This window comes from Halopseudomonas laoshanensis (assembly GCF_008365385.1).
GTDB classification, from domain to species: Bacteria; Pseudomonadota; Gammaproteobacteria; order Pseudomonadales; family Pseudomonadaceae; genus Halopseudomonas; species Halopseudomonas laoshanensis.
Genome location: NZ_QOVF01000001.1, coordinates 17951 through 30399, shown reverse-complemented (window position 1 = coordinate 30399; position 12449 = coordinate 17951). Strand labels below are relative to the sequence as shown.

At 57.8% G+C, this 12449-nt stretch carries 11 protein-coding genes; 6 read left to right on the top strand and 5 right to left on the bottom strand.

The features are described from left to right. Positions 1 to 137 precede the first annotated feature (137 nt). The gene (locus tag DT594_RS00140; protein WP_149330835.1) at positions 138 to 1067 is read left to right on the top strand and encodes a DMT family transporter; all 930 of its coding nucleotides are present in this window, start codon (positions 138 to 140) and stop codon (positions 1065 to 1067) included. Here DT594_RS00140 and DT594_RS00135 read toward each other — a convergent pair. After that, positions 1003 to 1806 carry a tRNA-uridine aminocarboxypropyltransferase gene (locus DT594_RS00135; RefSeq protein ID WP_149330834.1) on the bottom strand — a complete coding sequence of 268 codons (804 nt, stop codon included), beginning with the start codon at positions 1804 to 1806 and terminating at the stop codon, positions 1003 to 1005. The genes DT594_RS00140 and DT594_RS00135 overlap by 65 nt on opposite strands. 190 nt (positions 1807 to 1996) lie before the next feature. Between DT594_RS00135 and DT594_RS00130 the strand changes: the two genes are divergently transcribed. The 3 genes from DT594_RS00130 (at position 1997) to DT594_RS00120 (ending at position 4979) form a co-directional block, all read left to right on the top strand. Beyond that, entirely contained in the window at positions 1997 to 2395 is a 399-nt protein-coding gene (locus tag DT594_RS00130) for a PA3611 family quorum-sensing-regulated virulence factor (RefSeq protein WP_178091350.1), read from the top strand. 70 nt (positions 2396 to 2465) lie between these two features. Further along, on the top strand, positions 2466 to 3869 hold the full coding sequence (locus DT594_RS00125; RefSeq protein ID WP_149330832.1) for an MBL fold metallo-hydrolase RNA specificity domain-containing protein: 1404 nt from the start codon (positions 2466 to 2468) through the stop codon (positions 3867 to 3869). Positions 3870 to 3893: 24 nt separating this feature from the next. After that, the gene (locus DT594_RS00120) at positions 3894 to 4979 is read left to right on the top strand and encodes an LOG family protein (protein WP_149330831.1); all 1086 of its coding nucleotides are present in this window, start codon (positions 3894 to 3896) and stop codon (positions 4977 to 4979) included. Here DT594_RS00120 and DT594_RS00115 read toward each other — a convergent pair. From DT594_RS00115 to DT594_RS00105, 3 genes are all read right to left on the bottom strand, one after another. Beyond that, positions 4939 to 5382: a regulatory protein RecX gene (locus DT594_RS00115; protein WP_149330830.1), complete on the bottom strand. Its 444-nt coding sequence runs from the start codon at positions 5380 to 5382 to the stop codon at positions 4939 to 4941. The two genes, DT594_RS00120 and DT594_RS00115, sit on opposite strands and share 41 nt — an antisense overlap. 11 nt (positions 5383 to 5393) lie before the next feature. Then, positions 5394 to 6440: a recombinase RecA gene (gene recA / locus DT594_RS00110; RefSeq protein ID WP_149330829.1), complete on the bottom strand. Its 1047-nt coding sequence runs from the start codon at positions 6438 to 6440 to the stop codon at positions 5394 to 5396. A 146-nt stretch (positions 6441 to 6586) separates the two neighbouring features. Beyond that, positions 6587 to 7108, bottom strand: coding sequence for a CinA family protein (locus DT594_RS00105; protein WP_149330828.1), 522 nt, complete (start codon positions 7106 to 7108; stop codon positions 6587 to 6589). A gap of 111 nt (positions 7109 to 7219) precedes the next feature. Here DT594_RS00105 and mutS point away from each other — a divergent pair, with 111 nt between their 5' ends. Both mutS and fdxA read left to right on the top strand, forming a co-directional pair. Next, complete coding sequence (gene mutS / locus DT594_RS00100; RefSeq protein ID WP_246164516.1) at positions 7220 to 9796, top strand: DNA mismatch repair protein MutS; 2577 nt, start codon at positions 7220 to 7222, stop codon at positions 9794 to 9796. A 158-nt stretch (positions 9797 to 9954) separates the two neighbouring features. Further along, complete coding sequence (gene fdxA / locus DT594_RS00095) at positions 9955 to 10278, top strand: ferredoxin FdxA (RefSeq protein ID WP_096347463.1); 324 nt, start codon at positions 9955 to 9957, stop codon at positions 10276 to 10278. A 527-nt stretch (positions 10279 to 10805) separates the two neighbouring features. Here the strand turns inward: fdxA and groL are convergent. Continuing rightward, entirely contained in the window at positions 10806 to 12449 is a 1644-nt protein-coding gene (gene groL, locus DT594_RS00090) for a chaperonin GroEL (RefSeq protein WP_149330827.1), read from the bottom strand.

Below are 12449 nucleotides of genomic sequence, written 5' to 3'. Positions count from 1 at the left end.
CCTTTAGGCGAGTTCACAGTCAGTTCCAGGCAACTGCAATGAGGTCAGGCGCAACTGTATCTGTTTTCTGTCTCGGGGTGTAGGCATACTGCGCCGCTTCACCCTTTTGCCCGCCCTATTTCACCTGTGAACGCGACATGAAATCCAGCGCCTACCGCTCCGACGCCCTGATGTTACTCACCGCCCTGATCTGGGGTTCGACTTTCGTCGCACAAAGCGTCGCGATGGACCATGTTGGCCCGTTTCTTTACACCGGGCTGCGCTTCACCTTGGGTGCGCTGGCAATTCTACCTCTGGTGTTACTGGCCAGCCCCCAGGGTAAAGATGCCGAACGCCGCTTTAGCAAACCCATGTTGCTGGGTAGCCTGGTGCTGGGCTTGATGCTGACTCTGGGCATCAACCTGCAACAGATCGGGCTGATGTTCACCACGGTGACCAACGCCGGCTTTATTACTGGCCTATACGTCATTCTAGTCCCCATTTTCGGTTTGTTTATTGGCATGCGCACCAGTCTGGGCACGTGGGGCGGCGCGTTGCTGGCGTTGGTGGGTATGTTGCTGCTTAGCGTCAACGCCGATTACAGCGTCGCGCCGGGTGACTGGCTGCAACTGACTGGCGCAGCCTGCTGGGCGGTGCACGTGCTGCTGGTCGGCGCGTTGGCTAGCCGTTATGACCCGGTGCGCGTTGCCTTCTGCCAGTTTGTCGTCTGCGCTGTCATCAGCCTGAGCATGGCGTTGCTGTTTGAAACCTTTAACTGGGACGGCATTGTGCTGGCCGGTCCGGCCATTCTGTATGGGGGCCTGCTGGCGGTGGGTGTGGGCTTTACCTTGCAAGTGGTTGCGCAGAAAAATGCCATTGCCTCGCACGCGGCGGTGATTCTCAGCCTGGAAGCGGTGTTCGCCGCGCTGGCCGGTTGGCTGTTCCTGGAAGAAAGCCTTAGCCTGCGCGGCTTTATCGGTTGCTGCCTGATGCTGGCCGGTATGCTGATCGCGCAGCTGGTGCCTATTTACCTGGAGCGTCGACGTGCTCTGGCGCCCGTGCAGCAGGAGCCTGCGGGCCATCACTGACCTCGGCCGATACGCCCAGGTAGTTTGCCAGCCGCTGACGTGACGGCAGCTCAGCGGTCACGCCCCAGTTACCGCGCGATGCCAGATAAGCGTCGGTAAATACGTCAAAATAGTCGTTCAGCAGGTTCGCCGTCCCATCCTCCCCGGCCAGCCCCAGGCACGCCGTCGCCACTTCAACGGTACACAAGTGTTCTTCACGGGTAGAGCGCCGCAGCCGATATCTCGACAACTGCTCGGTCTGCAAACTCAGCACCGGAAATTCATCCAGCCAGGGGCTCTTGCGGAACATCTTGCGCGCCTGTGTCCAGGTCGCATCCAGAATAATCAGCAACGGCCGTTTACCCTCCCGCAGCTCAATACCGGTCGCTACCGGCTGGCCGTTATGCGCGTATTCGGCGGGGAAAACCACATAGGGCTGCCATTGCGGATCGGCGAGCAATTCAAGCAATGCTGGATCGACGCTGGTACGCGACCAGACAAAGGCATGGGTATCGGTGATACAGTCGGCGATCAGGCGTCCGGTGTTGGTCGGCTTGAGCGGCTCCATCGCATGCATGATCAGGCAGAATCCAACCTTGCTATCGAGTAACGGCCGCCAGCTACAGACGCACGCATGGGCTGCCTGCAGGCAGCCAACGCAGCGCCGCAACTTGGCGCCCCTGGCCTTGAACGGCCGGGTGGATGCGGATTTCAATTCGGCCCTGAGGCGCTCAACAGCATGGGGGGATTTGGCTGACACGGGAAACCTTTGGGTTAAATGCAGGTCATGATGACCACAGGCATTTTGCCACACTTACTCACGTTCCATTTACTCACGGTCCATCGACCGCTCAACTATCGGCTCGTTGCGAAACAACGTTAACCATTACGAACCAGTACGAGGAGCCATGGTCGAAGTTCGTGACACTATTATTGTTGGAGAGAATTCCATGCGTTGGTTGTCCTTACTTGTCGTTTTATGCATCGCCCTGCCTAGTCACGCCGTTTCGCTTCGCGAGTCGCGGCTGCAGGATACCCTCAAGCAGGTAGCAGAGCAGAGCAGTGAAGGCGCGCCCCGGACCATCAACGACAATATCGTCGATGAAGGCTATAGCAGCGAAGGCACCGAGCTGATCAATCATCTTTCCGTCAACCAGGGTTACGCCGAGCAGTTGCAGCGCGACCCGCTGGTGGTGCGTACGCAGTTACAGGCCAGCGTGTGTGCCGATCAGCGCTTCCGCCGTTTGATGGATATGGGCGCCACCCTGACCTACCATTTTTCGGTCACCGGCTCGAGCCGCCCGGTGCTGACCCAGAGCTTTGTGGCGGAGCACTGCCAGGCGCTATAAACTGATGCATATCAAAAGTCCGTTTGCCTGACCTTGGCATAATGGGCTTTTCATAGCACAGGTGCGTCCCATGGCTCTTCTGACCTTTCACGGCGCAGTACAGCAAGTTACCGGATCCTGTTACCTGATTGACGCCAATGGCCGCAAGGTGTTGCTTGAGTGCGGCATGACGCAGGGCTTTCGCCGCGACGAAGCACACAACCGCAACCGCTTTCCCTTCGATCCGAGCAGCCTGGATGCGGTGGTTATTTCCCACGCGCATCTGGACCATTCTGGCTTGCTGCCCAAGCTTGCCGCCGAGGGTTACCGGGGCTCCGTTTATCTGACGCCGGCCAGCCGGTCCCTGCTGGAACTGATGCTCAAGGATGCCGCGGGCTTGCAGGAACGCGACACCGAATGGGAAAACCGCTGGCGTCAGCGCGCAGGCAAGGCATTGCTTGAGCCGCTGTACACGCAAACCGACGTCGACCGTATTCTTGGTCAGTGCCAGACGCTTGAGCACGAACAACCCACCGAGATCACCCAGGGGATAGAGCTGCGCTTCCATGAAGCCGGGCATATTCTCGGGTCGGCCATCGTCGAAATGCTGATTCATGAGCCGCACAACCTGATGCGCCGGCTGGTATTTTCCGGCGATCTGGGTAACAGCTGTTCACCGCTGCTGCACGATCCCAGCGTTATCCGCGAAGCCGATCTGCTGCTGATGGAATCAACTTATGGTGACCGTGACCACCGTCCGCTTGAGGACACACTGGATGAACTGAAGAGCATACTCAAAGACGCTTTCGAGGCCGGCGGCAATGTGCTTTTTCCGGCCTTTGCGGTAGGGCGCACCCAAGAGCTGCTGTATTACCTGGGCAAGTTCTATCAGGAAGGCTCGCTGAAACAGCAGGTAGTGTTTCTGGACAGCCCCATGGCCATCGCCGCTACTGCAATTTACGATCGCTACCACCAACAATTCAATCACGATGATAAAACCGCCATCGAGCAGCACGGCAAGGGTGATTTGAAACACTGGTTACCCATTCTCAGATGTACGCCAACTCCCGATGAATCGATAGCCATCAACCGCATTGGTAGCGGGGCAATCATTATCGCCGGCGCGGGCATGTGCAATGGTGGGCGCATCGTTCATCATTTCAAACACAATCTGTGGCGCGACAACTGCCATGTGGTATTCCCCGGCTTTCAAGCAAAGGGCACGCTGGGACGCAGACTGGTCGATGGCGAAAAGCAGGTGCGCATTGTGCATCAGAGCCTGGCTGTCAAAGCTCAACTGCATACCCTTGGAGGGTTTTCCGCACATGCCGGGCAATCGCAGCTTATAGACTGGCTCAGTCAGTTCGAGCGCAGTCCGGAGATTTATCTGGTACATGGCGAACTGGAGAAAAGCCAACTGCTGGCTGCAGCAATCAAAGCCCGACTGGGCTGGCAGGCGAATATCCCCGAACCCGGCGAGCAGATTGCATTTTGATGCCCGCTAACAAGAGAGCAATAGATGAGCGATGAACTGGACCCCGTAGATTATCTTAGCCGTCATTGGCAAACCGGCGGCAGCGGCCTTCAGCAGAAGGTCGATGAGCTGATCGAGATGAGCGCGGGCAAGAGCGAAAATGCCGCGCTGTACCGTGACATGATTCTCGACGTTATCCGCATGGCACAGGCCGACCGCAACCGTTGGGACGCCAAGATCATGCTGCAAACCATCCGCGAGCTGGAGCAGGCCTTTGCCCGGCTGGAGCTATTCAAGCGCCGCCGCAAGGTCACTGTGTTTGGCTCGGCCCGTACCCACGCTGACAGCCGTATCTACTCCCTGGCCCGGGAGATGGGCAGTATGCTGTCTCGGCACGACTATATGACCATTACCGGCGCTGGTGGCGGCATCATGGCCGCCGCACATCAGGGCGCCGGTCTGGATAACAGTTTGGGGTTCAACATCACCCTGCCCTTTGAGCAACGCTCGAATGATGTGGTGCACAACACCGATCACGACCTGCCGTTCAAGTTCTTCTTTTTGCGCAAGCTGTTCTTCGTCAAGGAGGCCGATGCGCTGATCCTCTGCCCTGGCGGCTTCGGCACGCTGGATGAAACGCTGGAGGTGCTGACCCTGGTCCAGACCGGCAAAAGCCCAATGGTGCCGATAGTGCTGCTGGATGTGGAGGAAGGGACCTACTGGGAAGGACTCTTGCAGTTCTTCCGCGAACAGCTGAGCGATCATGAGTATATCCATGAAAGCGACTTCAACCTGATGAAACTGGCCCACTCACCGCAAGACGCGATGCAGGAGATATTGCGCTTTTACAGCAACTATCACTCCGCCCGGTGGAGCAAGGGACGTTATCTGCTGCGCATGCATCGGCCACTCAACGAACAGGCCATGACGCAGATCAGTCAAGAATTCTCAGCGCTATCACGCAATGGCAGTTTCAATCAGGACGCTTGCGCGACCGGGGAGGAAGAACCGGAGTTGTGCGCACTACCGCGTCTGAGCTTTCCCTTCAACGGGCGAGACCATGGTCGGTTACGGGCTTTGATCGACTTTATCAATCGAGAGGAAAATCAGGAAAGCCGCGATACTGCATAAAGCGCAACTGTTTGGCGCGTTCCTTAAGGTCCTGCGCTGGGCCTTCGGGGAAGCGCTTGGCAAATACCTGCTCGGCACTCTCCGTCCAATCCCACTGAACCGCTTGCAGATAACGCTCGACCAGATGCTCGGCGACCCCACGCTCACGCAATTCTTCACGTAACCGCTGGGGTCCTATGCCGCGCTGACTTCGCGCATGGATGTAGGCTTCGCAGAAGCGCTCATCGCTGAGCAGGCCATCTTCCTCAAGCTGATCCAGCGTCGCTTCACACACCGCCGGGGACGCGCCGCGCTGCTGCAATTTGCGCAGCATTTCACGGCGGCTGTGCTCACGCCGCGCGAGCAAATCCAGTGCTGTACGGCGTGCTGCCTGAGGCGTCTCCAACTGCGTGCGACCGAACATGCCTTAGCAGCTTACTCGGCAGCAGCATCAGCACTGGCTTCAGCAGCGGCAGCGGCCTTGGGGTTGGTCGGCTTGGGCAGCAGCTTGTCGCGAATGGCCTTCTCGATCTCGTCAGCAATCGCCTGATTCTCTTCCATGTACTTGGCGGCGTTAGCCTTGCCCTGACCGATCTTGCTGCCCTTGTAGCTGTACCAGGCACCGGCTTTTTCGATCTCGCCGATCTGTACACCCAAATCGATGATCTCGGCATTATGGTAGATGCCCGAGCCGTACAGAATCTGGAACTCGGCCTGGCGGAACGGTGGGGCCACCTTGTTCTTGACCACCTTGACGCGGGTTTCACTACCGACCACTTCATCGCCTTCCTTCACCGCGCCGGTGCGGCGGATATCCAGACGGACAGAAGAGTAGAATTTCAGTGCGTTACCACCGGTAGTGGTCTCCGGATTACCGAACATCACGCCGATCTTCATACGGATCTGGTTAATGAAGATCACCAGACAGTTGGCATTCTTGATGTTACCGGTGATCTTGCGCAGCGCCTGGGACATCAAACGAGCCTGCACGCCAACGTGGTGGTCACCCATCTCGCCTTCGATTTCAGCCTTGGGCACCAGGGCAGCAACCGAGTCGATAATGATCACGTCAACCGCATTGGAGCGTACCAGCATGTCGGTAATTTCCAGCGCCTGCTCACCGGTGTCCGGCTGGGAAACCAGCAGGTCATCGACGTTGACGCCCAACTTGGCCGCGTATTCGGGATCGAGTGCATGCTCGGCATCGACGAAGGCGCAGGTGGCGCCCTGCTTTTGCGCCTGGGCAATAACAGACAAGGTCAGCGTGGTCTTACCCGAGGATTCCGGGCCGTAGATTTCGACTACACGGCCCTTGGGCAAACCGCCCAGACCCAACGCGATATCCAGACCCAGCGAGCCAGTGGAAATCGACGGAATGGCCATACGCTCATGGTCGCCCATGCGCATCACCGCGCCCTTGCCAAACTGACGTTCAATCTGACTCAAAGCCGCAGTAAGCGCCTTCTTCTTGTTGTCGTCCATTGTGCATCCTCTTGGTGTAGCGGGCGCCTGCGCGCTCGGTCAACGATAATGTCTGTAATAGCTGCGGTAATAGCTTCTGCTAAAACTACTGTATATATGGTCAGTATTATTCCACAGAAGTTTGCCGCCGCCTACCCCTTGTTTCGTTAACCTGAGGACTGGCGCACAGCACGTCGTTCGATCAACTTGAGCAGCCCCTCTAGCGCGTGCAGTACGGTTTGCGCACGTACCTCACGGCGGCTTCCCTGCAACCGCTTGCACAGGCTCAGCGTCTCGCCGCCCTTTGACGTCCAGGCAAACCAGACAGTACCGACCGGCTTGTCGGGCGAGCCGCCATCGGGGCCGGCGATGCCGCTGACCGCTACTGCCAGATCAGCCTCAGCCGCCTCCAGCGCGCCCAGGGCCATGGCTCTGACCACCGGCTCGCTGACTGCGCCATGCGCTGCCAGATCTGCTTCGCTGACGTTCAACCAACGTGCCTTGCTGTGATTGGCGTAGGTGACAAAGCCGCTGTGAAACCACGCCGAGCTGCCGCTGACTCGCGTTATGGCCTCACAGATGCCACCGCCAGTGCAGGATTCCGCCGCCGTTACCAACAACCCTTCACGCCGCAATGCATTACCCAGGCGGGCCGCAGCGGAGTCGATCAACGGGTCATACTGAGACATGCCATCTACCTCGTAATTTTGCGCTTAAAAGCTGGCCACGCTTTGCGTAGACTAGGCGGCCAGTTGTTCGACCATCTATATACCTATGCCCACCACAGACCAGGGAATTGCATGAGCCGCGCCGAGAAATCCGCCAGCCACACACCCATGATGCAACAATATTTTGGGCTCAAACAGCATCATCCCGAGCAGTTGCTGTTCTATCGCATGGGCGATTTCTACGAGCTGTTTTTCGACGATGCGAAAAAGGCCGCTAGACTGCTGGATATTACCCTGACCGCCCGCGGACAGTCAGGTGGGCAACCCATTCCAATGGCCGGTATCCCCTACCATGCCGCCGAAGGCTACCTCGCCAGGCTGGTCAAGCTGGGCGAATCAGTGGCGATCTGCGAACAGATCGGTGATCCGGCCACCAGCAAGGGACCGGTAGAACGCCAGGTAGTTCGCATACTCACGCCCGGCACCGTCAGCGATGAAGCCTTGCTCGATGAACGGCGCGACAACCTGCTGGCAGCATTGGTCGGCAGCGAACGCGGCTTTGGCCTGGCCACGCTGGATATCAACAGCGGGCGTTTCTGCGTCATGGAGCTGGCTGGCTGGGAAACCCTGCTCGGCGAACTGGAGCGTCTGGCGCCTGCTGAATTGCTGATCCCCGACGACTGGGAAAGCAACACGCCGATCGAGCGCCGCCGCGCGGTACGTCGCCGCGCACCCTGGGAGTTTGATCGCGACAGTGCATTCAAATCACTGACGCAACAATTCGGTACCAAGGATCTGGTCGGCTTTGGCTGTCAGGATCTGAAGCTGGGCCTGGGCGCCGCCGGTGCGCTGATGAACTACGCCAAGGAAACCCAGCGCACCGCCCTGCCGCATATTCGCGCCCTGACGCTGGAACGATTCGAAGACAGCGTCATTATCGACAGCGCCAGCCGACGCAATCTGGAAATCGATTGCAACCTGTCCGGAGGCCGCGACAACACCTTGCTGGATGTACTGGACCACACCGCCACCGCAATGGGTAGCCGCCTGCTGTGCCGCTGGCTGAATCGCCCGCTGCGCGATATGGCAGTATTGCAATCGCGCCAGGGCAGCATCAGCACGCTGCTGGAACAGCACTACCATGAGGAGCTGCAACCGGTGCTCAAGGGCATCGGCGACATTGAGCGGATACTGGCGCGCATTGCACTGCGCTCAGCGCGTCCTCGTGACCTGGCCCGCCTGCGTGATGCGCTGGCTACCCTGCCCAGCCTGCAAACCGCGCTGCAGCCGTTGGACACCGCGCACCTGCGCCGCTTGGCTGAGCAGGTCGGCACCTACCCGGAACTGGCCGAGCTACTTGAACGGGCGGTGATAGAAAACCCGCCGGCAGTGATTCGCGATGGCGGTGTGATCAAGCCCGGTTACGATGCAGAACTGGATGAACTGCAAAATATCAGCGAGAACGCCGGCCAGTATCTGATCGACCTGGAAAACCGCGAGCGCGAGCGCACCGGTCTCTCCACCCTGAAGGTCGGCTATAACCGCGTGCACGGCTACTTTATCGAGCTGTCACGCGGCCAGTCGGCCCAGGCCCCGGCGGACTACATACGGCGGCAGACGCTCAAGGGCGCCGAACGCTTTATCACGCCGGAACTGAAAACCTTTGAAGATAAGGCCCTATCAGCACGCAGCCGTGCGCTGGCCAGAGAAAAGTCGCTTTATGAGGAACTGATCGACCGTATCAACCTAGACCTTGCTGCGCTGCAAGACACCGCCAGCAGCCTCGCCGAACTGGATGTGCTGGCGACCCTGAGTGAGCGCGCCAGCACGCTGGATTATTGCCGCCCGCAGTTTATCGAGGGCTCGCAGATGCATATCCAGCAAGGCCGCCACCCGGTAGTGGAACAGGTGCTGGACGGTCCCTTTGTGGCCAACGACCTGCTGCTCGATCCGGACACCCGGATGCTAATCATCACTGGCCCGAACATGGGCGGTAAATCAACTTACATGCGCCAGACCGCACTGATCGTGCTGCTGGCGCATATCGGCAGCTATGTGCCCGCTCAGGCAGCGGAGCTGTCGCTGGTCGATCGCATTTTCACCCGCATTGGCTCCAGTGACGACCTGGCCGGCGGGCGTTCGACCTTCATGGTCGAGATGAGTGAAACGGCCAATATCCTGCACAACGCTACCGATGCCAGCCTGGTACTGATGGACGAAGTTGGACGCGGCACCAGCACCTTCGACGGCCTGTCGCTGGCCTGGTCTGCTGCCGAGTACCTGGGTCAGATCCGCGCCTTCAGCCTGTTTGCCACCCACTATTTCGAACTGACCAGTCTGGCCGACACCGATCCTGGCGTCGCCAACGTGCACCTGAATGCCACCGAGCACAATGAACGCATCGTGTTCCTGCACAGTGTACTGCCGGGGCCTGCCAGCCAGAGCTACGGGCTGCAGGTGGCACAACTTGCCGGCGTACCCAAACCGGTTATCGACCGCGCTCGCGAACATCTGGCGCAGCTCGAACAACAGAGTCTGAGCCAACAGGCGAGCACTAGCGGCAAAGCCCGGCACATTCCCCTGCAAAATGATCTGTTCGCCAGCGCTGCGCATCCGATGGTGGATATATTGCGCGGTTTGAAGCCGGATGAATTAACGCCCCGCCAGGCCCTCGAACTGTTATATCAATGGAAGTCCGAACATGCGTGATATCGGTAAATAATAGCTATTTGCATTAACCCACTGCTAACAGCCGACAACATCGGCAATTATTAATGCCAGCCTGTACCGGCCTGGAAAAACTGCTAGACTACGCGCCATATTTCGCGCCATATTTGCGACCGCCTGATTCGGATGGAGACCCGACCATGACTTTTGTTGTTACCGACAACTGCATCAAATGCAAGTACACCGATTGCGTTGAGGTCTGCCCTGTCGACTGCTTTTATGAAGGCCCCAATTTCCTGGTAATTCACCCGGATGAATGCATCGACTGCGCGCTCTGCGAGCCGGAATGCCCCGCCAATGCAATCTTCTCGGAAGACGAAGTCCCAGAGGACATGCAGGAGTTCACCGAGCTGAACGCCGAACTGGCGGAAGTATGGCCGAACATTGCCGAGAAGAAAGAAGCGCTGAGTGATGCCGAAGAATGGGATGGCGTACCAGACAAGTTGCAATATCTGGAGCGCTAGGCGTTCAGGTAAGAACTTGTTCATAGAGAGAGGCTGGCCATGCGCCGGCTTTTTTATCGAACAGATTTTATCGGGGAGCGACGACAACCCTTTCGCAGTGGACAAATTTCAGGCAAAAAAAGGGGCGGGATAGCCCGCCCACTCTTCATTCCTTATTTGGCATCCTTGTCCAAGTCATCCTGACTTTATCATCCTGATCCCTCCCTGAGTTCAGCTTCCTGCCGAACGGCGTTTTCCTTAACGCTTGGACACATAATATCTGGTTACGTTTCCCGCACAAGCCCAGTGAAACCGAGGGGAACTAATCGTAAAAAATATGACACCTTTTGAAAACAACAGGTTACCTATAAAAACAGGGCCAATGGCCATTCCGCGCACAGCACATTGCCGATATAGCTTACGCAAGCTGTAGGAAAACGCTTACAAAGACATTTCTCCAGCACCGCCTCATCAGCTGAAGCTCGACAGACAGGCAATAAAAAGCCCGGCTTCTTGCGAAGCCGGGCTTTTGGTTACAGAGGCTGCAATTACATCATGCCGCCCATGCCACCCATACCACCCATGCCGCCCATATCAGGCATTGCGGGCTTGTCTTCCGGCAACTCGGCAATCATCGCCTCGGTAGTGATCATTAGGCTGGCAACCGAAGCTGCTGCCTGCAAGGCACTGCGAGTGACCTTGGCGGGATCCAGGATACCCATCTCGATCATGTCGCCGTATTCGCCAGTCGCGGCGTTGTAACCGTAGTTGCCCTGACCGGCCTTGACCTTGTCCAGCACAACAGAGGCTTCGTCGCCAGCGTTGGTGACGATCTGACGGAAAGGCGCTTCCACAGCGCGACGCAGCAGATTGATACCAACGGTCTGGTCGTCGTTATCGCCGGTCATGCCGTCGATGGCCTGCAGAGCACGTACCAGGGCAACACCGCCGCCAGGTACAACACCCTCTTCAACCGCAGCGCGAGTAGCGTGCAGAGCGTCTTCAACGCGGTGCTTCTTCTCTTTCATTTCCACTTCGGTAGCAGCACCAACCTTGATAACCGCAACACCGCCAGCCAGTTTGGCCAGACGCTCTTGCAGCTTCTCGCGATCGTAATCGGAGGTGGTGTCTTCAACCTGCTTGCGGATCTGACCGACGCGGGATTCGATATCAACCTTGGCACCAGCACCGTCGATAACGGTAGTATTGTCCTTGTTGATCTGAACGCTCTTGGCTTGACCCAGGTGCTCAAGGGTGGTGTTTTCCAGGCTCAGGCCGACTTCTTCGCTGATTACGGTACCACCGGTGAGGATAGCGATATCCTGCAGCATGGCCTTGCGACGATCACCAAAGCCAGGCGCCTTGACGGCGGCAACTTTGACGATACCGCGCATGTTGTTCACAACCAGGGTGGCCAGCGCTTCGCCTTCAACATCTTCAGCCACGATCATCAGCGGACGGCCAGCTTTGGCAACGGCCTCCAGAGTCGGCAGCATTTCGCGGATGTTGGAGATTTTCTTGTCAACCAGCAGGATATACGGGTTATCCAGCTCGGCAGACATGGTCTCAGGCTTGTTGACGAAGTAAGGAGACAGGTAGCCGCGGTCAAACTGCATGCCTTCAACTACTGACAGCTCGTTGTCCAGACCGGAACCTTCTTCAACCGTGATAACGCCTTCCTTGCCAACTCGATCCATGGCTTCAGCAATGATCTTGCCGATGGATTCGTCAGAGTTGGCGGAGATGGTGCCTACCTGGGCAATCGCGCGGGAATCAGCACAGGGCTTGGCCAGTGTCTTGATCTCGGCCACGATGGCAGCAGTGGCTTTATCGATACCGCGCTTGAGATCCATTGGATTCATGCCGGCAGCAACGGACTTCAGACCTTCAGTGACGATGGCCTGAGCCAGAACGGTAGCGGTAGTAGTACCGTCACCAGCGTCATCGTTGGCACGTGAAGCAACGTCTTTAACCAGCTGTGCGCCCATGTTTTCGAACTTGTCTTTCAGCTCGATTTCCTTGGCAACGGTCACGCCGTCCTTGGTAATGATCGGCGCGCCGTAGCTGCGCTCAATCAGTACGTTGCGGCCCTTTGGCCCCAGAGTAGCTTTAACCGCGTCGGCGAGGATATTGACACCAGCCAGCATCTTGTTGCGGCCGGAGATACCAAATTTAACTTCTTTAGCAGCCAT